The organism is Nostoc sphaeroides (assembly GCF_003443655.1).
Taxonomy (GTDB): domain Bacteria; phylum Cyanobacteriota; class Cyanobacteriia; order Cyanobacteriales; family Nostocaceae; genus Nostoc; species Nostoc sphaeroides.
In genome coordinates this window covers 3189232-3213139 of sequence record NZ_CP031941.1, presented here as the reverse complement: position 1 = coordinate 3213139, position 23908 = coordinate 3189232, and the positions used below count along the sequence as shown (strand labels likewise).

Annotated in this window: 20 protein-coding genes and 1 tRNA gene; 8 read left to right on the top strand and 13 right to left on the bottom strand. The window is 40.3% G+C overall.

Annotated elements, in window-relative coordinates:
• Positions 1 to 163: 163 nt before the first annotated feature.
• The 3 genes from D1367_RS14125 to D1367_RS31790 form a co-directional block, all read right to left on the bottom strand.
• Complete coding sequence (locus D1367_RS14125; protein WP_118171429.1) at positions 164 to 595, bottom strand: C6orf136 family protein; 432 nt, start codon at positions 593 to 595, stop codon at positions 164 to 166.
• A gap of 12 nt (positions 596 to 607) precedes the next feature.
• Positions 608 to 1753, bottom strand: a complete 1146-nt coding sequence (locus D1367_RS14120; RefSeq protein WP_118167012.1) for a glycoside hydrolase family 10-like protein — start codon at positions 1751 to 1753, stop codon at positions 608 to 610.
• Positions 1754 to 1837: 84 nt separating this feature from the next.
• The gene (locus D1367_RS31790; RefSeq protein ID WP_220451037.1) at positions 1838 to 2032 is read right to left on the bottom strand and encodes a hypothetical protein; all 195 of its coding nucleotides are present in this window, start codon (positions 2030 to 2032) and stop codon (positions 1838 to 1840) included.
• Between the two features lie 150 nt (positions 2033 to 2182).
• On the opposite strand from D1367_RS31790, the gene D1367_RS14115 reads away from it, so the two are divergent.
• From D1367_RS14115 to D1367_RS14100, 4 genes are all read left to right on the top strand, one after another.
• Positions 2183 to 3064 carry an alpha/beta fold hydrolase gene (locus D1367_RS14115; protein ID WP_118171427.1) on the top strand — a complete coding sequence of 294 codons (882 nt, stop codon included), beginning with the start codon at positions 2183 to 2185 and terminating at the stop codon, positions 3062 to 3064.
• Positions 3065 to 3336: 272 nt separating this feature from the next.
• Complete coding sequence (locus D1367_RS14110) at positions 3337 to 3792, top strand: pentapeptide repeat-containing protein (RefSeq protein WP_118167011.1); 456 nt, start codon at positions 3337 to 3339, stop codon at positions 3790 to 3792.
• Between the two features lie 777 nt (positions 3793 to 4569).
• Entirely contained in the window at positions 4570 to 5400 is an 831-nt protein-coding gene (locus D1367_RS14105) for a metallophosphoesterase (protein ID WP_118167010.1), read from the top strand.
• Between the two features lie 220 nt (positions 5401 to 5620).
• Entirely contained in the window at positions 5621 to 6454 is an 834-nt protein-coding gene (locus tag D1367_RS14100) for a metallophosphoesterase (protein WP_118167009.1), read from the top strand.
• A gap of 553 nt (positions 6455 to 7007) precedes the next feature.
• Here D1367_RS14100 and D1367_RS14095 read toward each other — a convergent pair.
• The 4 genes from D1367_RS14095 to D1367_RS14080 all read right to left on the bottom strand — a co-directional run bounded on the left by D1367_RS14095 (position 7008) and on the right by D1367_RS14080 (position 11551).
• The gene (locus D1367_RS14095; protein WP_118167008.1) at positions 7008 to 7730 is read right to left on the bottom strand and encodes a hypothetical protein; all 723 of its coding nucleotides are present in this window, start codon (positions 7728 to 7730) and stop codon (positions 7008 to 7010) included.
• A 320-nt stretch (positions 7731 to 8050) separates the two neighbouring features.
• Positions 8051 to 8983, bottom strand: a complete 933-nt coding sequence (locus D1367_RS14090) for a WD40 repeat domain-containing protein (RefSeq protein ID WP_118167007.1) — start codon at positions 8981 to 8983, stop codon at positions 8051 to 8053.
• A gap of 114 nt (positions 8984 to 9097) precedes the next feature.
• Complete coding sequence (locus tag D1367_RS14085) at positions 9098 to 10579, bottom strand: WD40 domain-containing protein (protein WP_118167006.1); 1482 nt, start codon at positions 10577 to 10579, stop codon at positions 9098 to 9100.
• Positions 10580 to 11026: 447 nt separating this feature from the next.
• Positions 11027 to 11551 carry a J domain-containing protein gene (locus tag D1367_RS14080; protein ID WP_244945007.1) on the bottom strand — a complete coding sequence of 175 codons (525 nt, stop codon included), beginning with the start codon at positions 11549 to 11551 and terminating at the stop codon, positions 11027 to 11029.
• A 29-nt stretch (positions 11552 to 11580) separates the two neighbouring features.
• Between D1367_RS14080 and D1367_RS14075 the strand changes: the two genes are divergently transcribed.
• Positions 11581 to 12678, top strand: coding sequence for a tocopherol cyclase family protein (locus D1367_RS14075; RefSeq protein ID WP_118167005.1), 1098 nt, complete (start codon positions 11581 to 11583; stop codon positions 12676 to 12678).
• 33 nt (positions 12679 to 12711) lie between these two features.
• Positions 12712 to 12785, top strand: a tRNA-Arg gene (locus tag D1367_RS14070).
• Between the two features lie 52 nt (positions 12786 to 12837).
• On the opposite strand, the gene D1367_RS14065 is transcribed toward D1367_RS14070, so the two are convergent.
• The 3 genes from D1367_RS14065 to D1367_RS14055 all read right to left on the bottom strand — a co-directional run bounded on the left by D1367_RS14065 (position 12838) and on the right by D1367_RS14055 (position 14262).
• A complete protein-coding gene (locus D1367_RS14065; RefSeq protein ID WP_118167004.1) occupies positions 12838 to 13206 on the bottom strand; it encodes a clan AA aspartic protease in 369 nt (122 codons plus the stop codon).
• Entirely contained in the window at positions 13203 to 13475 is a 273-nt protein-coding gene (locus tag D1367_RS14060) for a hypothetical protein (protein WP_118167003.1), read from the bottom strand. Before D1367_RS14060 ends, D1367_RS14065 begins: the two co-directional genes overlap by 4 nt.
• Before the next feature lie 127 nt (positions 13476 to 13602).
• On the bottom strand, positions 13603 to 14262 hold the full coding sequence (locus D1367_RS14055) for a Uma2 family endonuclease (protein ID WP_244945006.1): 660 nt from the start codon (positions 14260 to 14262) through the stop codon (positions 13603 to 13605).
• A 364-nt stretch (positions 14263 to 14626) separates the two neighbouring features.
• On the opposite strand from D1367_RS14055, the gene D1367_RS14050 reads away from it, so the two are divergent.
• On the top strand, positions 14627 to 15238 hold the full coding sequence (locus D1367_RS14050) for a hypothetical protein (protein ID WP_118167001.1): 612 nt from the start codon (positions 14627 to 14629) through the stop codon (positions 15236 to 15238).
• A gap of 1 nt (position 15239) precedes the next feature.
• Positions 15240 to 16262, top strand: coding sequence for a DUF262 domain-containing protein (locus D1367_RS14045; protein WP_118167000.1), 1023 nt, complete (start codon positions 15240 to 15242; stop codon positions 16260 to 16262).
• Between the two features lie 108 nt (positions 16263 to 16370).
• Here the strand turns inward: D1367_RS14045 and D1367_RS14040 are convergent, their stop codons facing one another.
• The 3 genes from D1367_RS14040 to D1367_RS30840 form a co-directional block, all read right to left on the bottom strand.
• Positions 16371 to 21626: a WD40 domain-containing protein gene (locus tag D1367_RS14040; protein ID WP_118166999.1), complete on the bottom strand. Its 5256-nt coding sequence runs from the start codon at positions 21624 to 21626 to the stop codon at positions 16371 to 16373.
• Positions 21596 to 22933 carry a P-loop NTPase fold protein gene (locus D1367_RS14035; protein ID WP_118166998.1) on the bottom strand — a complete coding sequence of 446 codons (1338 nt, stop codon included), beginning with the start codon at positions 22931 to 22933 and terminating at the stop codon, positions 21596 to 21598. Before D1367_RS14035 ends, D1367_RS14040 begins: the two co-directional genes overlap by 31 nt.
• A gap of 188 nt (positions 22934 to 23121) precedes the next feature.
• Entirely contained in the window at positions 23122 to 23364 is a 243-nt protein-coding gene (locus tag D1367_RS30840) for a hypothetical protein (RefSeq protein ID WP_181985180.1), read from the bottom strand.
• Positions 23365 to 23908: the final 544 nt, after the last annotated feature.

The following is a 23908-nucleotide window of genomic DNA, read 5'->3' as shown; positions in this document are numbered from 1 at the left end:
ATACTACGTGTTTTATTTTTTTTCATAATTTAAATTAGGGGCTTGTATCCCTTTAGGTATCAATTCAAAATTTATAACAATTTATTTTGAATTTTGAATACTTCGGCTACGCTCAGTACAAGTTTTGAATTTTGAATTCAAAAAGTGGCCATTTTTCCAATAGCTAATTAGCTCTCTCTCCCCTTTGCCAAAACTGCCGTAAAATCTCCCCTGGCTTTCTATCCCAAGTGTCGATATGCTCGTATATCAAATTATCTTGATTGAGTTTATACGTTGAATAGCCATTAAAAAGCAAACCAGCTTTCCAGGGAACTCGTAACACTCCTCGCACTGTCCACTTTGCTAAAATCGTATCTTCGGCTGACTGAGATACTTCATGTACATCAAAGTAAATTTGGGTAAAAAATAGCCGAGCGTGAAATCGCAATGTCCAAAATATAATGCGATAGTTAAACTTGTATTTGAATGTATTTACCGGATCTTTAAAATAGATATCATCTGTATAAATGTGGTATGAAATATCTTTTTGAAAAAGTGTTGGCAAATCTTCTTTTAAAGTTTTAATTACCTGTTCCACCGATAATTGAGATTCCACGCGCATTTTTCCTTAAAAAATCTTTTTTAACAACCGTTGCCAAATAGAAGATGTCCTCTTGCTACTCACAGCACCCGCACTCAAATCTGACAGAGTGGGAAATGATGCAGACTTAGCATAAGGCCCATTTCGCAAAACTTTAGCTAGGTTATTGTTATTTTCGCGCAAACCTTCGTAAAAAAAGAATACTTCTCCTTGAATGTCAAGTTGACGGTTGTATTCAATTGCCTGCACCAAATATTCTGGACTAATACAATAACTGCCAAGTTTCATCAGTATTCCCGGTGCTAACTTCGGCAACGTTGCATCTGTGAACCGCTGGTTTACTAGTTTATCAGCGATCGCACAATAACTCCCAAAGTCACGGCGGTAAATCTGCGGCTGAATCATATCAACTATTCCCCGCTTCAGCCATGTGGGCGAGTCTTGCAGATATTCCTGGAATGCCCAATCATGAATGTTAGGTGCGATCGCTACTAATAAATTAGGATTCACCGCTTTTACTTCCTGGTAGAGATTCGCCAAAAATCCAGTGAGAATATCTGCACGCCACTGTAACCATTGTCTATCCTTGGGGTTCTGTGGCGGATTGCGATCGAATTGTTGATGATAAAGTCCTACAGTTCCCTCATCATAGCCACCTTCAGAGGGGAATGCAGGGAAGCGATCGTCTCCTTGAACACCATCCACATCATAAGTCTTTACAACTTCCAGCACCAAGTTCAAAAAGAATTCTTGCACCTGTGAATCCAGTGCATTTAACCATTCAAAGCCGTTTTTCTTCAGTAAATTGCCGTTGCGATCGCGCGCAGTCCATTCCGGTTTTTTCTGTAAAAGTACACCACCATTCAAATTGTAAGAACTGGCAAAACCGTATTCAAACCAAGGAATAACTTTTAATCCAACTCGCCGCGCCTCAACCACCACTTCTTCTAAAGGGTCACGGCCTAGAGACATAGGGTCAATTTCGACTCCAAATGTCTGCTGCATTGTTTGACTAGGATATAAAGTTACTGCCTTATTCCAAACAACGGGAAACACCACATTAAAACCCGTCTCGGCAAGCAAATCCATCGCCTCAGCAATGCGTTGCTTTGACCTGAGAACCTTACTATCAGTAGTAGTCAGCCAAATACCACGGGTTTCTATCGTGCCCATTTGTGTATCAAATAATTATGTTATCCACTTGATATAGCAGTCCTAAATCATACCTGAAAGCTTCTCTTTCTTTTCTTCACGTCTCTAGGTGTATTCGATTATAGGGTTTGCCGGCAAGCGTGACGTACACTCGTAGGGGCACGGCACTGCCGTGCCCCTACACCTTGCGATATAATTTTGTACCTTAGGGAACTCCAAAAAATAAATTATTCCACATTCAAGTCGTTGACTGTTGACTGTTGACTGTTGACTGAAAACTCGTGAACCGTCAACGGTCAACAGTGAACAATAGCAATGGAATATTTTTTTACTTGGAAGCCCCTTATTTGAATGGGAACCGCTATAGAGCGCAATCTGCTGTATCTCCCAGCAGATGTTTTGATTAAAAATATTACACATAATGAATACCACCAACAAAAAATACAACAGATGACTGTAACAGAACTGACTTGGAAACACGAATATATAACTACCAATGGGGTAAAACTACACTACGTTACCCAAGGTGAAGGCCCGTTAATGTTGATGTTGCATGGGTTTCCTGAGTTTTGGTACTCTTGGCGGCATCAAATACCAGAATTTGCCCAAGATTTTAAAGTCGTCGCCCTTGATTTGCGTGGCTACAACGATAGTGATAAACCAAATGAGCAATCAGCTTATGTAATGCATGAGTTTATCAAAGATGTTGAGGGAGTAATTAAAGGATTAGGATACCAAAAATGTGTATTAGTTGGACATGATTGGGGAGGTGCGATCGCTTGGAATTTTGCATATACTCACCCCGAAATGTTAGAACAATTAACTATTCTTAACCTGCCTCATCCTGCCAAATTTGCTCAAGGTTTACGCACTCCCCAACAGTTGCTACGTAGCAACTATATATTCCTCTTTCAACTCCCGTGGATACCAGAATTACTTTTACAATCTTCCGACTACCAAGCAATTGAAACAGCTTTTACAGGTACAGCAGTTAATAAGAATGCTTTCACCCAAGCGGATATAGACGCTTATAAAAATGCTGCTGCAAAACGCGGTGCCCTCACAGCAATGTTGAACTACTACCGCAATATTTTTCAACAGAGAATGCTAAATCCAAGTTGGGGCGTTCTGGAAGTGCGAACACTGATGATTTGGGGAGAAAATGACACTGCACTCGGCAAGGAACTAACCTACGATACCGCAGCCTATGTGAGAGACTTTCAAATCAAGTACATACCCAATTGCGGCCATTGGGTGCAACAAGAACAACCTGAATTGGTTAATCAGTATATGCGAGAATTTCTGAGGACTAAAACTAACAGTATTTACTAAAAAGTATAAATACTTATCAAAGTAGCCAAATTATGGCGAGTAGTGCAAGCTTTTAAAAAGATTTAACAGTGATTTAACATTGGCAGTTTTTTAGGGATTGTCAAGTAAAAATCGCCAAAAATCAGAATTAACGGCATTTTTAGATTACCGTTATTCCTTTCTCATATCACAACTAAGTTGTCAAGAGATAGATTGACCTCAGGAAGTTTAATGAGATAATAGAATTGTGAGGGATAGAACGGACGCAACTTGATTATTTAAGGGGGAAAATTATGAAACTCCAGCTATTAGCGGCCATGGCCTTAGCAACTCCCCTATTTTTCATTAGCTTGGTTAGAGCCGAGAATCCGCAGGACTTACAAAAGCTGCTTTCAACTGGGGAATGTATCAACTGTAATCTATCAGGAGCTAACCTCAGTGGCGCTCATTTAATTGGTGCTGACTTAAGAGGCTCGAAGCTCCAAGGAGCCAACCTTGTAGGGGCTAACCTCGAAGGTGCTGACTTAACTGGTGCAAACTTGGCAGGTGCTAACCTAACATCAGCTTATGTAACCAATGTGAATTTGAAGCAAACCAATCTCAACGGTGTCAATTTTACTCGCGCTACGATTCACGATTCTAATGTGTATAAAGCATCAATGAATGATCTCAATCTCACTGATGCCGAAATCTTTAACACTGGAATCGGGGTTGGTGGAGAAGATGCCCAGATTCCCGATTGGGACTAGTACCGCAGGAAGTCAAAAGTCAAAAAGCTTATAGGGTAGACTTTTTGGCCATTTTTAATGGGTGTGTTATTTACGCTGTACTTTACTAGGCTCAACTGAGTAGGCAGGTTAGAATAAACACAACATCAGAGAAACTGGTTTTTGCCAGCATTATCTTTAAAATCTGCCCATACACTATACAAAAATAAAAAATGAAACCCCTCTGCGTTGTAATGACTTTACTACGACGAAAGCAGAGGGGGTTTCTTATTGGGGCTGAATCGAATATCTGTGTAAGAAAGGGCAATTTAGGCTGAAAAGTTTTGCTATGTCTAGTGGTCTGTCTCATTAATTTTGCGGGGTTGTAGAGACGCGAAATTTCGCGTCTCTACAGGGTTTTGGTAACAAACTAATCAATCAGAATTAATGAGACAGAGCACTAGTGGTCTGTCTCATTAGTTACTAGGGCTGAAAAGTTCGTAATCAGGACTTTAGTCCTAGATTTTTAAGCACTGAAGTGCTTACTACAAACTCATCAAAATTAATGGAACGGACTACTAGTGGTCTGTCCCATTAGTTATGAAGGGTTTGTAGTGAGCGATTTATCGCTCAAATCAAGGACTAAAGTCCTTACTACGAACTTTTATAACCCTTCAAAATTTTTGGGACAGACCACTAGTTTTCAGGCTTTTGCTTAATTTTCATGAAATTTTCAATAAGTTGTACTGATCTCTACACACAAATCGAGGATGTTTCGTTAAGCTGTTAGCGCTATGATTGAGCTTTAGTGAACGTCTTATGCATTGGTTGTTATCTGGGCCGTTGAGTATAGAGAAATTGACGGTTAACATTACAGGCTTGCCTGCATCGTTACAAGGTCAGAAGCTGGTGCAGTTGTCAGATTTTCACTATGATGGTTTGCGGCTATCGGAAGATATGTTAGAAAAAGCGATCGCAGTTACTAACGAAGCTAAACCAGATTTAATTTTGTTAACAGGTGACTACGTAACTGACGATCCCGCGCCGATTCACCAACTGATACTTCGACTCAAACATCTGCAAAGTCGCAGTGGTATCTATGCTATTCTTGGCAATCACGATATACATTACAAAAACGCAAAAGCAGAAGTTACCGATGCCCTTACTAGCATTGGAATTCATGTACTTTGGAACGAAATTGCCTATCCACTAGGAAAAGAATTACCATTGGTAGGACTAGCTGATTATTGGTCACAGGAATTTAATCCTGTACCAGTTATGAATCAACTAAACCCCGACACACCCCGCATCGTTTTATCCCACAACCCAGATACTGCGGAGATACTGCAAGCATGGCGAGTTGACTTACAATTATCTGGTCATACTCACGGTGGTCAAATCGTGATTCCTGGAATTGGCCCTGCGATGCTTATTTATGAAAAGCTTACAGAAAAACTACCCAAAAAAGTGCAGCATCGATTTCCATTTTTGTCAGAAAATGTTTCTGTAGTCAGCCATTGGGAATGGGCACAGGGTTTTCATCATCTCGGAAAAAATCAGCTATATGTCAATCGTGGTTTGGGAACTTACCTCCCAGGACGCTTATTTTGCCGCCCAGAAGTTACTATGATCACCCTACAGGGCGAGTAAGTAATCCAAATTCTAAAATTGCAGAACTGAATCATAGCAGGTATTCTGGCTAATGAGTACCTGCTTTGATTCAAGCAAGTGCTGCTTAGTTTAGTCTCAGGATTTAAATCAATTAGTTAATTTGATCTGGAGTATGTGACATAAATTGTTGCAGTTTCTCAAGTTACATTTTGATTTTTGGTAAGCTGTAAACGCTGGTATGAGGAGTATCGGTTGCCTTATGCATTGGTTGTTTACGGGACATTTAAGAGTAGATAAAATCACGGTTAAGATTGCGGAACTTCCAGCATCTTTACAAGGTACAACGCTAGTGCAGTTGTCAGATTTTCACTACGATGGTTTGCGGTTGTCGGAAGATATGTTAGAAAAAGCGATCGCACTTACTAACGAAGCTGAACCAGATTTAATTTTATTAACTGGTGACTACGTAACTGACGATCCGACGCCGATTCACCAATTGGTGCATCGACTCAAACATCTGCAAAGTCGGTGTGGTATCTACGCCGTACTTGGTAATCACGATATCTATTACAGTCACTCAAAAGCAGAAGTTACACAGGCGTTAACTAGCATTGGGGTGCATGTGCTTTGGAATGAAATCGCCTATCCACTAGGAAAAGAATTACCATTGGTAGGACTCGCTGATTATTGGTCACGGGAATTCTACCCTGCACCAGTCATGAATCAATTAGACTCGGTTACACCCCGCATCGTTTTATCCCATAACCCAGATACAGCTAAGATATTGCAACAATGGCGGGTAGATTTGCAACTATCTGGTCATACCCACGGTGGTCACATCGTAATTCCAGGCATTGGCCCTGTAGTATTTTATTATAAAAAACTACTCAAAACAATTCCCAAAAAATTACGGCGTTGGGTAACATTTTTCTTGGGAGACTGTTCTAAAGTCGTGCGATATTGGGAGTGGGCGCAAGGGTTTCACAAGGTCGAAGAAAATCAACTATATGTCAATCGAGGCTTAGGAACTTATAAACCAGGACGTTTATTTTGTCCGCCAGAAGTGACTGTAATTACCTTAGTTGGTCATTAGTCATTGGTCATTGGTCATTGGTCTAAATAACAAAGGACAAATGACAAAAATGCCTAACACTCAAAGCAGAAACCGCCTGAAGCTACGGTGGATAAATATCAGCAGCTTGGGGCGGTTTCTTGAAGATTGGAGAATTCAGAAGTAACTAACTCAAACTAAGGTGGACAACATTCGCGATCGCTCTACTCAGAATTGCACATCCTTACATTCCAATTAGGCAGGCATTTTCTGGCAGTGCGTTTTAAAACCTCCAAAACAACTCATTGAACTTAAGGCGAAAACACATTCAATGGATGCCACAACTTAAAGAGCGATCGCAAGAACATTAGAGCAGGAGGTACAGGCTCTAACTGGAAAGTTTTTGTTTAACTCTTAACCTGTTTGTACCTTGCTCTTAATCTAACATCATGTTTCTTTAGCTACAAGACACCTTTACTAAACTTGAGTACCATTAACTTTTCGCAACAATTCAGAAATCTTTCTTAAGAATATTCCCACTTGTTAGATGTTGGCGTTAATGCCAGCATTATCAAGTGGGCTGATTCAGAAGCCGTTATTGAGCAGAACCGCCTGTAGTAGTATCATCTGCGGTAGAAGAACCGCTATTAGATGTACTGTTTGACTGGTCTACTCCTTGAGGTGGAGTAGTTTTAGAGGTATCACTTTTGATACCTGGCGCAACTGTATTAGTAGTTGGACTTTGTGTAGCTTTAGGGGTTGGCTGGATTACAGAAGGCGCTTTTTCTGCCGCAGGCTGCTGGGGTGGAATAGTAATGTTAATATCCGGTTGGCGAGGTGCAGATGGAGGTGTAACCTGCTGTTGTGGAACAGGAACAGGAACAGCAACAGGAACAGGTACTTCCCTAGTTCTTTCGATTATCGTTGTTTTTGTTTGAGGAGCAGCACTAGGAGTTGGACTACTACTTGGTACAGGAACCACGACCGGCACAGTATTGTCAACGGCTGCGTTATTCTGCTGGTTGAAGTACCAAACCCCACCTATAATCAAACCAAGTACGGAAGTAACGATAATACCCAACAGCAAACCACGACTAGCATTGTTATTGTCACGCTCGGCTAAATCAGCTTGCTGGTAGTTACGTTCGGTATTTCGACCTTGTACATAACCGTTAGTGTAAGAGTTAGGATTGGCTGTGCTGTTCTTGACTGTTTCAGTAGTTCGGGTTAAGTCAGTGTGAATATTACCATTAATATCAGTGTAAGATTCTTGCTTAACTTCACTGTTTTTGATTTCGCGTTCATTGGGAATAGACATAGCTGTTGATTTCACTCCTCGATATGATTTTGACAAACTAAAGTTTTGTAAGAACAAGAGGTTTTAATGAGCTTAAAAATTTATGTTGCTGATAAATATTGAGTTTTATTTGCTACTCAACTGTTGGTAATTATCAGAATAACCTCTGAGATTAGACAAGTGGCTCTATCTCCAGGGAGTTAATACTTAATCGAAAGAAAGATTATCCCAAAGATAGATGTTATTAAACTGTTAGGTGATGGATTAATAAAAAATCTAGTAATTTTCTTAAGTTATCTAAATTTTTAATAAACTTGAATAGATTTATTTTTATAGGCCATTTAGAAAAGAATGGCAGCCTTGCTAACGGGGAATAAGGTAATAGTTTTATCCCCACTGCCACTAGCCAGCGTCTTACCATCTGGGCTAAAGGCAACGGAATAAACCGCATCTTCAGATCCTGAAAAAGTACAGAGTTCATTGCCTGTATCTAGCTGCCATAACTTGATCGTTTTGTCTTTACTACCGCTAGCTATAATTTTGCCATTGGGGCTAAAAGCGACAGAACAAACATGATCAGAATGCCCAGTTAGGGTACGGAGTTCTTGACCGCTTTCTACGTGCCATAATTTAATTGTCTTGTCCCAACTACCACTTGCTAACATCTTGCCATTTGGGTTGAAAGCAACCGAATTTATCCCTCCAAACCAATCGGAATGTCCCGTGAGAGTTAGGACTTTGTGTTTATCTAAATGCCAAATCTTGATGGTTTTGTCATTACCAGCACCAGCACTGGCTAAAGTTTTTCCATCTGGGCTGAAAGCAATGGATAAAACGTCATCTGAATGCCCTTTGAGTGTGTTTACTTTCTTTCCTGTCTCTATTGACCAAAGTTGGATCGTCTTGTCTTTACTGCCACTGGCTAAAGTTTTTCCATCCGCGCTAAAGGCAACAGAGTAAACCTTTTCTTCATGTCCTGTGAAGGTACAGATTTCATTCCCTGTTAGAACTTCCCACAATTTAATAGTTTTGTCATCACTAGCACTGGCTAGAATCTTACCATTAGGGCTGAAAGCAACAGAATTTACCCCTCCAGACCAAGAAGATTCTCCATGTCCATTCAGGGTGCGTGGTTCCTGGTTAGTTAAATGCCAAATTTTTATGGTTTTGTCATCACTACCACTTGCGAAAGTCTGCCCATCAGGACTGAAGACGACAGACATTACCTTATTTGAATGACCTTTGAGAGTGCGTACAGATATTAGGCGTTGCATATTTAAGAATACTAAATAAATCAGCAGTAAATCTAACTTTATTTAGTATTCCCAAGTACAAGATTCTTTAACTCTAGGTATGTGTTGCCGTCTAAAGCGTCTTTCGGTTTGCGGTTAGATATCACATCGCCAAAGCTTGATTTTCATGTCTCGGCTACCACTAACCAAAGTTTTGCCATCGGGACTGAAAGCGACGGAGTTAACCCAATCCGAATGGTTGCCCAGCGTGTAAAGTTCTTGTTCAGTGCCAATGTGCCATAACTTTATAGTATAGTCTGCGCTACCACTAACAAGATGCTGACCATCGGGGCTAAAAGCAACAGACCAAACATAGCTGTGATGTCCAGCAAGTGTGTTAATTAGCTTACCTGTATTGATATTCCATAACTTGATAGTCTGGTCATAACTGCTACTAGCTAAAATTTGTCCATCAGGGCTAATGGCGACACAAGTCACCCAGCCTGAATGCCCGTTGAGAGTTTGCAGCAGTTTCCTACTTTTTAAATTCCACAGCTTAATGGTATTATCCGCACCGCCACTGATAAAAATCTGTTGCTTTGGGCAAATAGCAAGGGAGTAAACCAAGGCAGAATGACCTTTGAGGACTTGCAGTAATTGTCCCATCTCTATATGAGAAACCTTGATAGTAGTATCTGTACCGCCACTCAGGATAGTTTGACCATCTGGACTAATGATTACAGAAAAAACTGGAGTCGAATGTACTTTGAGCGTCTTGAGTAATTTACCTGTAGACACTTGCCAAATTATTATGCTGCTATCATCACTGCCGCTAATCAGAGTTTGGTTATCTGGGCTAAAGGCTAGGCATCTTACCCATTTTGTATGTCCAGTGAGAGTATGTAGTAATTTCCCTGTGTCGAGATGCCAAATCTTGATAGTATTATCACTACTTCCACTAGCCAAAGTTTGCCCATCTGGACTGATTGCAGTTGTAAAAACCCAGTTCAGATGAGTCAGAGTGTGTACACATTTCCAGGGTGAAGGTTGAGACTCTGATTTAGGTGGTGGCGGCGTTGCTGGCTTTGGCGGTGGTGATGTAGGTTTGGGTGGTGGTGGCGGCGTTGCTGGCTTTGGCGGTGGTGATGTAGGTTTGGGTGCTGCTTTTTTCTGTTTCAGTTCCAGTCGTATAGAATTTCTAAAATCTGACTCGGCTCTATTTTCATATCCTAGTTTCGAGCAAGCAAGCCCTCGGTATTTATATGCTTCAAAGTAGTTAGGGTTAAGACGAATCGCTTGGGTAAAGTCTTCAATTGCTTCACTATATTTTCCTCTTTGAGCTTTCTCCATGCCTAGTTTGTAGAAACTTTCAGCATTAGATGGAGTGAAATCAATTTTGGTAGAAGTGGAAGCAGATTTATTTGTCTCATCTGGCTGATAAGACTTTAATCTTGCATAAGCTTGATTGATTTCTTTGATTTTTTCTTCCGCTTCTTGCTTTTGCTGCGGTTCGAGAAAACAATCTGGATGCCAAGTCTTAGCCATCTGGCGATAAGCTTGCTTGACTTCATCAACAGATGCATCTGGTTTTAACCCCAGAATATTGTAAACATGATTTATATCGACGCGATCGCTCATACTAGGAATACTAAAAAATCAGCAGCAAATATTACTACACTTAGTATTCCCCAATATAAGTATTCTTGAACTCTAGGTATGTGTGGTCGTCTAAAGCAACACGCAGTAGGGGCACAGCATTGCTCATACGTGTCAACTTAAGCTAAAAGTAGCTTAACTGTTAGCTTCCTTACCCGCCTAGAACTAAAGTTCTTTGGCTTTTAGCTAAAGTCTACTCAAGTAGACTAAAGATTTTTGACTATATTTTTAGTCATCTTTAGATGACTTGAGCTATTAGCAAGGAACTTCAGTTCCTTGCGGGACATGGCTTTTACGTTAAGTTGATGAGCAATGCTTGTCCGATATGTATTCTACGCAACTTCTCATCTCCAACGCCGATTTAGCCGCAATATCTTTTTAATCCCCTGACAAAATCTTTCTAATAGAGGTCTAGGTTTGGATACATATCTAGGCGATTCGCACTCTCCTTGTAGCACCCGGATTTCTTAATTCTTCTATTTGTGCAGCTTTATTTAAATCGGAAGCGGCTCTATATTCGTATCCCAGTTGAGAGCAAACTAGCCCACGATATTTATACGCCTCAACATAGTGAGGATTGAGACGAATTGCATGGGTAAAATCTGCGATCGCATCCTCATATCTTCCTTGTGTAGCATTCTCTACTCCTAAAGTATAGAAAGTTTCAGCATCCCAACGATTGACAGATATTTTTGGGGGATTTGTAGGCGAAGATGAAGGTGGATTTTCAGAAGTGGGAGGCTCAGATGGACTTTCAGATTTGAGCTTGTTGTAAGCTGAGTTGATTGATTTGATTTTTTCCTCAGCTTCCTGTTTTTGCTTTTGCTCAAGAAAGCGATCGGGATGCCAAATTTTCACCAGTTGACGGTAAGCTCGCTTTACTTGTGCTTGTGATGCACCCGGTTCCAACCCAAGAATTTCATAAGCATGATTGAGATCGAGGTCATCGCGCATACTGAAAAAATCGGCAACTATATAGATATATGTTAACTATTCCCCTAAATCTCCTCCAATCAACTCAAACGCCCCATTCTGGTTATCACTGGGATGGTAGTAGTCGCCGCTTTTTTGAAGGCTGGTATTACCGCATCACTTTACCGGAAATTGGGCAAACATTCGCCTTTATGTACTCAATAGAAGATCCCATTGGCGGTAAACCCCACAGTGGCGGTGCAGCCCAAATTCTCGGCCCCGATGATGAGTATTTATGTCGTACTTTTCCTGATGTGAATAAATTTTGGGGTAGTCGAGATGTCTTGGGTTTAGGTCATTGGGGTAAAACAGATTTGCAAATTTCTCCTCTATACTTGCTTCCAGCAGAGTTTGAGCATCATGTTCAAGAGGGTTATCAAGCTACAGCCAGCTTGAATCAAGGAGTGATTTGCGATCGCGCCAGCAATAATTATTGCCGTTGGCAGTATGAAATTCAACCTGTATACGGTTGGGGTAATAAAAATAGCATTCAGCAATCAACCGCAGGCTGGGTATCATTCTTGCAGATTTTTGAACCTGGGTGGCAAATTTTGATGGCTCACGGTTTAGCCAGTGGAAAAATTGACTGGAATGGTAAGATTTACGAATTCACCAACGCCCCAGCCTACGGCGAGAAAAATTGGGGTGGTGCTTTTCCTCAGAAATGGTTTTGGATAAATTGTAATTGCTTTGAAGGCGAACCCGATTTAGCATTAACTGCTGGCGGTGGACGGCGGGGTGTATTGTGGTGGATGGAATCTGTAGCGATGATTGGGTTGCACTATCAAGGCAAGTTTTATGAATTTGTTCCCTGGAATTCACAAGTAGATTGGGAAATTCAGCCTTGGGGTAGATGGCAAATGAAAGCTACCAACTCTAATTATGAAATTGAATTGACAGGAACTACAGATTTACCTGGTACACCTCTGCGTGCGCCCACAGAGGATGGTTTAAGATACTGTTGCAAAGACACCATGCAAGGAAAGTTAAATTTAGAGTTACGAGAAGTAAGTGAGAGAAAATCTAAAATAATCCTAAAAGCAGAAAGTTTTCTTTGTGGTTTAGAAGTCGGCGGCGGCAGTTGGGATAATTTTTGGCAGTCTCGGTAAAAGTACTGCTATAATTATATATGCTTCAGAGTTGGGGTTGTAGCTCAGTTGGATAGAGCGGACGCCTCCTAAGCGTCAGGTCGTGCGTTCGAGCCGCACCAGTCCCGTAAGCAAAGAAATCCCTAAGACCTTGACTAATAGCAGGTCATAGGGATTTTTTTACATAATATCATCTACCAGCACTGTCCCTCCCTCACAAAAATCGATGCTGAGATGATAATCTTGCAGGAGTGCTGTGCCAATTAGGGGACGACGACCCATCGCTAAAACTGGGATGATGCGTTCTGCGCGATTCCACAAGATAGTGGCTTGATGAACATTGGTTATGATCCGAGAATTGTCCGCAAGATTCGCTTTGATTGGCGCAACGTAAGGTAAATCCAGGTCTGTGACTACCGTAGATGGCAAGGTTAAAAACCCTTCAAATCCTGTATCGACAACACATTCAATTTCTACTTCTGCACGCCCCAAACGACAAATAGTGATACTTATAGTTGCCTGAAGCCCAACAACTGTCCCATGTATCACAGTGCTGTCCTAACCAATGTACCACCGACTGCATAAACAGCATCATAGCCAATTCGCTCTGTCCAAATGATTGCGTTTGGCTGTTTGGTTTGCAGCCGATGACAAGCCACAATTAAATCGTCATCTATTTCGTAATCACCTGTAGTGATATTGATTGCAATGATTTTGCCGATATTTTCTGCTGTTTCGACTTGGGTACGGATACTCTGCTGGTAAAGTTTTTCGCCACGTTGAGCAATTTCTTCGCGGCTGAGGTTGGGATAATCCATAGAAGCAACCTTTTCTGTATCCGATTTCTGATTCCATCTTAAAACAAAATCGATCGCTCCTCCAATTTTAAGAGCGATCGGGCATCAAATGTGGCAAGAAGACGACTAGAAGAAATTTCTTCGCTAATCAGCGACTCATTGCAAAAATCTGTTCAGCTGTTAAGGGAATGTTCAAAAACAATCTAGAATCAATTCGATCCTGTCCTCGAAATACCTTTGGGGGTAAATACTCTCCATCTTCAAGTTGGTAGATTGTAATGGTTGGCTGCTTGGGAGAGCCAATGAACCGAATGCCACCAAAAGCAGCATAGTCTACAATGATGTACTCGAAAACGCCCAAGTCCTCATATTCAGCAAGTTTTGTCAGATAGTCGTCCTTCCAGTTGTTGCTAACGACTTCAATGATTCCGGGTGGTGGAATATATGCAGCAGCAGAACTAGAGCTAGTTTTCATTCTCTGCCATTCAACTCTTGCAAATATGACAATATCTGCTTTCCGGCTTTTTTCTTTTTCTCCTGGTGCTGTTTTGAGCCGAACCTGCTTGGACTGACGCGACACATAAGGCAGGTCATTTTCTTGGCAGTGATTTTCTAAGTAGGCACACAGTCGCTCGATCAAATCCTCATGATTTGCATTTGGTTCTGATAATGGCACGGGAATCCCATCCAATAGCTCAAACTCTCTGCCTGAACCATCGTCCCAGGCAAGAAACTCTTCAAAAGTCAGTGGTTGTGTGACGGTTGCATACATCGCCCTCGCTCCCTTGCTGACGGATACTTCACTCAATGCTACCAAGATGTACAGCTTTGTGTATGAGTCCTGGCTGATTTTCCTGCCGTAATTTTGAAACAACAGCTTGAGGTAGGGTAACAAAAGGCGATGTCTACGACGGGTTACGCCTACGCAATTGGTGAGTGTAGTGTGATCGCCTTTTTGTGAAAATACCTATTTTAATTATCCGATTGTATTCTGTGACTATTAACAGTTTGTAACTTCTGTTGTCTTTTGTTCGGACTAACAAAGCTAAAAAATCAAATCACCATTTATTCAAGTATATACACTTATTGACTTAGTAATTTTTAGCATTTAATATATGTATTTTTAGCTATAAAAACTTGGCTCAAGTTATGTTAATTAAATAAAATACTCTATGTGGCAGACTTTAATAATTGACCAAAGCCATATTAATCAAAAGATTGATATATTCCAAGCAGCATTACGTGATTACTCTCTAACAGAAAAATTAATTGTTCAAAAATATATAATACATGGTACACCTTATGTTTTTAAAGATGATGAAGGTAAATATTTTGACCTCAAACATGAAATCGCTACTTATTTTGAAGAAAGACCAGAATGTGTACTGATGGTTGGTTCAGCTAAATTAGGATTTAGTATAGCTCCAAGTAAATTATGGAATTTGTTCTCTGAAGAATCAGATATAGATATAGCTATTATATCTAGAGAAATTTTTGAAAAATTTTGGTCAGAGTTATATGATTTCGACATAAGTTTAGTATCTAGAACTGATAGAGAAGAACAAAGGTATAAAAAGTTTTTAAAATATTTTTTTAAAGGGTGGCTAAGACCAGATTTATTTCCATTTAAATATTCTCGTACAAATGAGTGGTTTGAGTATTTTAAATCAATCTCTTATAAATATACACCCCAAAAAATAGCAGGGGGTATTTATTATAATTCCGCTCTATTTGAAAAATATCATATGCAGAATATCAAAAAACTGAGACAGGAGGAAGTTTAAAATGAGCAAAAATGGTATTGCAACTAATAAAAAAGTTTTAGATTTATTCAACATGATGAAAACTGGTACTTTAATACTTGCTCCATCTTTTCAAAGAAAGCTTGTATGGAATGATGCACATAAAGAAAAATTTATAGAAACAATTTTATTAAAACTTCCTTTCCCTGAAATATATCTAGCTGATGGTGAAATCGATCTTGATATTCAAACATCAAAAACACTTGTCGTAGATGGTCAACAAAGATTAAGTACAATCTACCAATATGTCACAGCATCACCAGAATTCACTATCAAAAATATCAGTAAGTTTGAAAAATTGTCTACACAAGAAAAAACAGATTTTTTTGATTATACAGTTGTCGTTAGAGATTTAGGAAGAATTCCTGAAAGTGAAATTAGAGAAGTTTTTAAGAGAATAAACTCTGTACAATACGCACTAAATGCAATTGAAATTAGCAATTCATTATACGAAGGAGAGTTCATCACAACTGCTAAAGATATTCTAGAAAATAATGCTCTTTTTACTAGTTTAGAGGTCTTTAGTGAAGGTGAATTTTCTCGTATGAAAGACCTGGAATATGTATTGCTAATTATGTCAACAATAGAAGAAGGTGGTTATTTTACTAGTGATAAAGAGGTAAAGACCTATGTAGAAAAATATAATAATGAATATCCAAATAAAGAGTTGATGTCTAATAATTTTAACGAAGCATCTAAATTAATTATTGAGTCTAATCTCCCTCCAGATAGTTTGTGGATAAAGAAGTCTAGTTTGTTTACTTTAATGGTTGAATTAATAAAAATTAAAAACAAGTATGGTTATTTACCTCAAGAGCAAACTTTAGCTCATGCTTTAAAATCTTTAGAAGAAGAACTACATATAAATAAGAAAGAAGATGTATCTAAAAATATGTTTGCTCAATATTATTATTATACACATCAAGGTACTGCTAGTAGAAAAGGACGTAATGTTCGCGGTCAACTTATAAGTAAAATTTTAGAAGAAAGTATGAATGTGAATTAGCGAATGTTGTAAAGTTCGTTTTTATATAGTAGACATTAAATTGAACTAGTAAACACATTAGTAGAACAAGGCAAAAGTAAAAAGTAAATTTGATAAATAAATACGCTATTATCTACTAGAACACAAGGCGCGATCGCTCTTCATTACCTTCTGATTAGTCTGCAAATAATCATGTAGCAAATTGCAACCCCGTGCCAGCAATTTCTCAAGTTGGATATCTGCCAAGTTCTGGAAAATCACTGTACCATTACCACTACCCGCAGCCAGAGTCTTGCCGTCATTACTAAAACTGACGCTGGTTAACTCTTGCTTATCGCCTTTCAAAGCAATCAGCAACGTCCCTTCTCGGTTCCAAATTCTCACTTTGTCATCACTGCTAGCTGCCAAAGTTTTACCATCGGGGCTAAAACTCACACTGATGAAACTATCACCATCGCCTATAAGATTATTTAGCAGATGACCGTCCCGGCTCCAAATCTTCACCGTGTTATCAATACTAGCTGAAGCGATAAGCCCTTTGGGCATGGCTCCGCTCACCGCTTGACTATCAGGTGTCCAAGCAACCCCATTTACCCGGCGACTATGACCAGTTAAGTTGTATAGCAATTTACCATCTAAATTCCAAATTTTTACTGTTTTGTCATCGCTGGCTGAAGCTAGCAACTTACCATCAGGACTAAAACTTACCCAATTCACCGCATCTTGATGTCCTTGCAAGGTGTTAAGTAGTTTACCGTCTCGACTCCAAAGCTTTACTGTTTTATCTTTACTAGCTGAGGCAATTACTTGACCATTCGGCGACCAAGCTACACCCAAAACGGTATCATTATGACCCGGCAAGGTCTTGAGCAGTTTACCGTCACGACTCCAAAGCTTCACCGTTTTATCTTTACTAGCCGAAGCAATTACTTGACCATCGCGGCTGAAACTAACGCCCCAAACTTCACCTTTATGCCCCGTGAATATACGTATTAGTTTCCCGTCTGGACTGAAAAGTTTTACGGTTTTGTCTCGGCTTGCTGCTGCTAAGGTGCGATCGCCTGGGCTAAAACTGATGCTAGTTATCCAGTCATCATTATCGGCTTTGGGCTTTTGCAATAATACACCGTCCCAATGCCAAAGTTTAATGGTTTTGTCTCGACTTGCAGAAGCCAAGGTGCGATCGTCTGGGCTGAAACTGACGCTATTCACCCAATTATTATGTCCCTTCAGGGTTGCCAGCAACACACCTTCAGAACTCCAAAGTTTGATTGTCTCATCAGTACTTGCAGAAGCGATAAGCCCGTAGGGCATGGCTTTGCTTACCGCTTTCCCATCACGGCTAAAAGTAACGCTGGTAACTCCAGAACTATGCCCCGATAAGGTTCGCAGTAGCTTACCCTCTAAATTCCACAGTTTGATTGTTTGGTCTAAACTAGCAGAAGCGATCGCTTTACCATCGAGCGACCAAGCTACACTCAAGACTGCATCATCATGTCCCTGGAAGGTTTTGAGCAGCTTACCGTCCCGATTCCACAATTTTACCGTCTTGTCAGCACTCCCGGAAGCAATGGTTTGTCCATCAGGCGACCAAGCAACGCTTAAAACTGCACCATTATGTCCCTGCAAAGTTTTGAGCAGTTTACCATCCCGATTCCACAGTTTCACCGTCTTGTCGCTACTCGCCGAAGCAATAATTTGACCATCGGGGCTAAAATTGGCACTATTCACCACACTTTGATGCCCTAATAGAGTAGCAAGCAGTTGACCCTCTCGACTCCAAAGTTTTACCGTCTTATCTTGACTGGCGGAAGCAACGATTTGACTATCTGGGCTGAAACTGACGCTATTAACTACATCTTCATGCCCCGATAACGTTTTAACTAAGCTACCATCGGGATGCCAAAGTTTGATTGTAGTATCCGCACTGGCTGAGGCAATTAAAGAGCGATCGAGGCTAAATGTAACACTATTTACCCCAGATATATGCCCGTCAAAACGGTTATATTCTTTTAACCCTGAAACAGCTTGATATAGTGCCGTCTGTACTTGCTCTTTGGTATTGGAATCTACCCAGACTGTTTGTTGTAATTTTCTCCCGGCTTTTAAACCTTCTTTTAAAGCATCAATACCTTTTTGGGATGCAAATAAGGCTTCACTAGATGCGCTGAGGGTTTTAATTTCGCTATCTACTGCTGTGACGATGGAAACACTTAATCCTAATATGGCAAGAAAAGAAGCAGTAAGGGCAATTTTCAACGAACGATTTAATTGAGCTTCACTGAGCCTTTGTTTCTTTTGACTTTCTGCGAGTTTAGCTGTTAATTCTTTTTCTTTAAGTTCAGCTCGTAATTGCTCAATTTCTAACTGACTCAATTCTTCGCGTTTGTGTAATTCTCGTAATTCTGTTAATAAATCCAAACCCTGTTGGGGATAAGGATCTACTAATTGCGATCGCTGCTCATTTTGGCTAAGTTCGCTCTTAAGTCGTTCAATCTCAGCTTGACTCTGTTCTACTTTGTAGCGCAACTGGTTAAGTTGTACCTGTAAGCTCGATTCTTGTTGTTGCAAATAGCGAATCAAGTCTACTAAATAATCGTGAATCAGTTGATAGCGTTCTGGTACATCAGGAAATAGTACCACTAAACCGGAGCTTACTAAAATTTCTAATACTAACTCTAATTTATTTGCATCTTCTAATTCTGATAGCTGCGCCGCTAATTCAGCACGAGTTTTAAAAGGTCGGTTGTTACTTTCATCTGTTAATAAGTATAAGACGAGTAACGCGGCTCGTTCATTTTCTGGGCCGCAGTCTTTAATCAGTTCCTTAAGATATCGCTCGATGAGTTTATTCGGTCTATATGGCTGATATTCTTCTAAGGTAGTAATTCGCTCATCTTGAATCTGCGCTCCCACAACTTGTAATTCAATGGGGCGGACTTCTCCAAATCCTGTGGATAAATCTTCGATTAAGGCATCAATTAAAGCAGGTTCTAAATTAAACTGCGATCGCTCTGTTAATTTTCGGATAATTGCTTTAGCATATTCTGGCGAAAAATTATTTAACTGATAACGAATATGCTTGTCAAGAATATTATTATTAATCGCTTCTAGTGCTGAAACATTTTTAAAGTCTAATAAACGATGTAAATAATCTTCTCGTAAAGAAAGAATAACTTTAACAAAGGGTATATTCAGACAGTCGCTAATAAATTTATCAAACTCTTGCTTTTGATTGCGATCGCTATAACCAAAGAAAAATTCTTCAAACTGGTCAAAAATTAAAACTGTGATCAGATGGTTATCAGCATTTTGTTTTAGTTGTTGTAAAATTCTGAGGATAGCAATAGGTGTAGCAGAGTAAGGCAATTCCGATTCAAGGGCTGTTTCTGCCATGATGTCAGTATATATCGCAAGGGATGCGTCATTAGACATCGCCTCAGTTAAAGATTTCCCTAATTCCCGTGCCCAATCTGTGTAAACTTGCAGCACCACAGGTACAGCTATTTGATCGCCAATAGCTCGATTTTGCAGGGCTGGAACTAACCCCGCAGTTACAATAGAACTCTTACCCACCCCTGATTGACCGTGAATCACCGTCAATTTTCGATCAGCGCGGCTAATTCTGCCAATTAAGTTATTAATATCACGCTCACGGCCAGAAGCTCCAATTTCTAAAGCAACGCTGCTACTCCCAGAAGGTGACATCAATGCTGGGTTTGTCGCCTGTCTTTGGGGTTGCAAGCGTCCGGCACCAATAAAAGCCCGAAAACCATACTGTTGCTCAACAGAACGCCGTTTCTGGCGAATGTAATAAGCTTCCAGATATCGCCCTTCTTCAAAATAGAGCGATCGCAGTGTCCGCAATAAGCGAATATAACGATGGGCATCGTATTGATGGGCACTGCTTTCTAAGGCTGCTGGTAGTTCTTTTGTCGCCTTGTCTAAGTATTCACGAGCTACTTCTAACTCACCTAAATTTCGCTGCGCTTTCGCTAAAACTAAATAGTAAATTTGCCCCAACAGTAACGGAAATAAGCGGTTATAAGGGTCATTGTGCTTTTGCGCCTCGCCTAATTTCAGCAGTGATACGTGTGCTAATATACTCGCCTGTACCCACCGCGATTGCTGCACAGCCACTTGCGCTAGAAAACCGTAGTCACAAGCTAATTGGATTTGACTACCATAAGTTTGATGCAACTCCAGAGACTTTTGAGCAACCGTCTGCAATTCTTGCCACTCTTGCAGATATTGCAAAACTTCAGCGAGTTGACTAATAAATTCAGCAACTATATCTGGACGCCCACCCACCTGTAAGATAGTCAAGCACTGCTGAAAATAAAATTTAGCTGTATACCAATGACGGCGGTTTTCTGTTTGATTTTGCTCTGCTAAACGGCAATAACATAGCCCAATATAAAACAGCAAAACTCCCTGTCTCAGAAGTAGTGGAGATGGGCGATTAGGAGGCTTAGGCGAAGAAAATACACCCTCATCTCCCCCATCTTCACCAGTATTTTTATTCAATTTTGAATTTTGAATACTTCGGCTACGCTCAGTACAAGTTTTGAATTTTGAATTGATTTCTTCCTCATCCCCTTCCTTCGCCAACTGCTGCCAAACTTGCAAGCTTTGCTGAAAATGGTTTAAAGCTGGATGAATGCGATCGCTAATATAATCATCTAGACCAAAAACAAATTCTAAACTAGCGTGTAATTCTGACTCTAAGGTGATACCACGATTGTGCAACTCTCTAATGGCAAAGTGGAGTTCATAGCTATGTTCCCAAACTTGCTCCACAGTGAAATAATTCTTGGCAACTTGAGGAGGTTGATGTTGTGCAGAATCGCTTGGTAACACCGTCGCAAATAAAGAGTCAGTTTGCTGTTGCAAAAATTGCAGCAATGATTCAGTTGTCATCTCAAACCGAATCGGTGTCGCCGCCCAACTAGCAAAATCTGGCGCTAAACGCACAACCTTTTGCAATACTTCCTCGTTCATCCACACAATCATCGGAAATGGGTGGCGTTTGCGAAATTCATCACGAATATGATTGATAGAGCTAAGTAAATCATCAAGTCCATCTACCGACTCTAAACCCAAAATCATCAACGCCGAGGGCGGATTTTCTTCGGTTAACAGTTGTAAATGAATACTTGTGTAAAGGCTTCTAGCATTATGCGACAGAACTACCTTTTGAATTCGGTGTACTCCTGAAGAGATTTCTTCGAGTTGTTGCAGCATTCGCTCTTGCAAAACTCGATAATTGCAGCACACCAAAACCAGGGAGAATTGACCGTTAGAAAGGGTAATTGCTCTCCCCAAACTTCGCAAAGCACGCTCGTTAGCTGCTCTTATATCTGCTTGTAGGTGTCGTTCAACCATGATTTAAATTTTTCCGTCTCTGCTAAAACTGGGTTGACGGCAAACCAAACTCCCTGATGATCGCGGTATTCAAATACAAATAAACTTCGCAATAAAGCGTGGTATTGTATATCACCTCTAACTCTCTGCTGTTGCACCACCTGAAAGATTAATTCCCACTCATGAGGATCGATGGCGTTGGCTCGGTAATCGCGTTGTCTTTGAATTACCAATTCGACACAATCCCGCTCAAAGGGTGGATCTTGTTCTCGCAGACAATCAAACAGTAACCCTAGTAAGTCGCGTACATGACCACCACTAATCAGGCACAATCGATCTAAGGTTTCCCGACTATCAAACACCTCTGTAATTAAGCCTAACCGATCGCTAGGTAAAATGTCTGGAAAAGCTCTAGCTAGCACCATTTGCTGCATCATTGCTAGCCCTTGGGTGAAAATTTCCCCAGAGCGCAAACGTACAGGTATCATCGGTAACATTTTTGGGGCGACTCCTCCCCCTAAACGATGCTGAAGTTCGGCGCTATCGTTGGAAAAAGTCAGGGCTAAGGGAATAGTGTAAACTACATGACAATTTAGTTTGCGTAACTGTTCACCCCGCTCAATAAATAAGTATTCTGGTAGCGATCGCCCCGATGGTAAAGGTCGAATTGCGACTCTATCCAAGTTATCAACAATCACTACTAGTCCTTTTTTACCCCTGGTTTTCAGTTCCTTAGTGGCACGTTCTAGCAATTCTTGATTAATTGACTGTAAAATATTTGCTGTTCGTGGTTCTAGATAATCTCTTAACCGCCGCCGCAATTGAGGACTTTCTTTAGTTTTAGCTGTAATTTTGGCAATCCCCACAGATAATTCTGCTTCTACCCCAAGGTCAATTGGCGTTTGCAAAAAATCCACAATTTCACCAAACAACTTGGTAAAGTAGGTAGGTTTGAGCCTAATTTTCATTGCTTCTAGGCTTTCACTCACTTGGCCTGCGATCGCCAACAAAATATCAGTCACATCCACATCTGCCATTTCTAAGACATGGGTAGACTCAAAATAAACTACATGAAATTGCTGCACTTCTAATTCAGCTTTGAGGCGCAACAACTCCGTTGATTTGCCACAACCGAGATGTCCTGTAAATAGTTGACAGGTTGGAACATCCGGCGATATTCTAGCGATCGTGCGCTGCAAAGCCTCAATGATTTTACCACCCCGCACCGCAGCAAAATCGATATAGTACCTGCGATCGCTGGCGTTTCCTATGATTAGAGGTCTGCTCGGATTGCAAGCCTGATAAAATCTTTCTAAATCTAGGAGCATAACTAATCAAGTTCACTCAAGAATGGGGATGACAAAATTTACTGGATAAATATATTGATTTTAGGGAATTTATGCCTTATTTTCATCCAACTACTAACTAAACTAGCAGCATTCAGAATAATTGTTCATATACATGTTAGATGTAGCACATGGTAACGCTGATATTTTAGGGAACTCCAAAAAATAAATTATTCCGCTTCAGGTCGTTGACTGTTGACTGTTGACTGTTGACTGTTGACTGTTGACTGTTGACTGTTGACTGTTGACTGTTGACTGTTGACTGTTGACTGTTGACTGTTGACTGTTGACTGTTGACTGTTGACTGTTAACTGTTGACTGAAAACTCGTGAACAGTAGCAATGGAATATTTTTTTAGTTGGAAGTCCCTTAGTTAAAGTAAGCAGAAATACTACTATAAGTACAAATAGCAAAAGTTCCTAATATTAAATAAGCTACTCTTATGAATATTAAAAATATCCAACATAAAAAAAGGTACTGTTAAGTACAGTTTTGTAGCTCTCTTGAACCCGTCATCAGCTTGAGTGATTAAAGAGCTTTTATCACTTTGGCGAGAGAATAATCTACAATCCATGCAAAATAGGACTTTTAGCAAAAGCGTTGGTTAATTACAACTTCAATTTAGAGTTAATTAGCAAAACCTGCATTACTTCTTGTAAATTTTATTGTTCGTTAATAACTTTAATTTCTATTGTCTATTTCAAAAATAAAATTCTTTTTTAGAGCATCGCCAGCTAGGGCTATTTCGTTTTAGACATAAACCGCCCAGAACTAAAGTTCCTGGCTCATAGCCTAAGTCGTCTAAAGACGACTAAAAGCCTTTATGAAGAAGGGGAAGGGGGAAAGGTAAAAACCTCGCCCGAAGTCAAGCGAAAATTTTCCAAATTTTATGGGGAAGGTAAAAACCTCGCCCCTTGTCGGCGACCTGTTCATCCCTTTTCCCTTTACCCTTTAACC

Coding starts and splice junctions, on each gene's coding strand:
- D1367_RS14080 (WP_244945007.1), bottom strand. CDS start 11,551: ATGCGCGATGACCTCGATCTCAATCATGCTTATGAAATTCTTGGGTTG.
- D1367_RS14050 (WP_118167001.1), top strand. CDS start 14,627: ATGTGGCAGACTTTAATAATTGACCAAAGCCATATTAATCAAAAGATT.
- D1367_RS14110 (WP_118167011.1), top strand. CDS start 3,337: ATGAAACTCCAGCTATTAGCGGCCATGGCCTTAGCAACTCCCCTATTT.
- D1367_RS14105 (WP_118167010.1), top strand. CDS start 4,570: ATGCATTGGTTGTTATCTGGGCCGTTGAGTATAGAGAAATTGACGGTT.
- D1367_RS14120 (WP_118167012.1), bottom strand. CDS start 1,753: ATGGGCACGATAGAAACCCGTGGTATTTGGCTGACTACTACTGATAGT.
- D1367_RS14045 (WP_118167000.1), top strand. CDS start 15,240: ATGAGCAAAAATGGTATTGCAACTAATAAAAAAGTTTTAGATTTATTC.
- D1367_RS14075 (WP_118167005.1), top strand. CDS start 11,581: ATGTTAACTATTCCCCTAAATCTCCTCCAATCAACTCAAACGCCCCAT.
- D1367_RS14095 (WP_118167008.1), bottom strand. CDS start 7,730: ATGTCTATTCCCAATGAACGCGAAATCAAAAACAGTGAAGTTAAGCAA.
- D1367_RS14085 (WP_118167006.1), bottom strand. CDS start 10,579: ATGAGCGATCGCGTCGATATAAATCATGTTTACAATATTCTGGGGTTA.
- D1367_RS14090 (WP_118167007.1), bottom strand. CDS start 8,983: ATGCAACGCCTAATATCTGTACGCACTCTCAAAGGTCATTCAAATAAG.
- D1367_RS14035 (WP_118166998.1), bottom strand. CDS start 22,933: ATGCTCCTAGATTTAGAAAGATTTTATCAGGCTTGCAATCCGAGCAGA.
- D1367_RS14060 (WP_118167003.1), bottom strand. CDS start 13,475: ATGGATTATCCCAACCTCAGCCGCGAAGAAATTGCTCAACGTGGCGAA.
- D1367_RS14100 (WP_118167009.1), top strand. CDS start 5,621: ATGCATTGGTTGTTTACGGGACATTTAAGAGTAGATAAAATCACGGTT.
- D1367_RS14115 (WP_118171427.1), top strand. CDS start 2,183: ATGACTGTAACAGAACTGACTTGGAAACACGAATATATAACTACCAAT.
- D1367_RS14040 (WP_118166999.1), bottom strand. CDS start 21,626: ATGGTTGAACGACACCTACAAGCAGATATAAGAGCAGCTAACGAGCGT.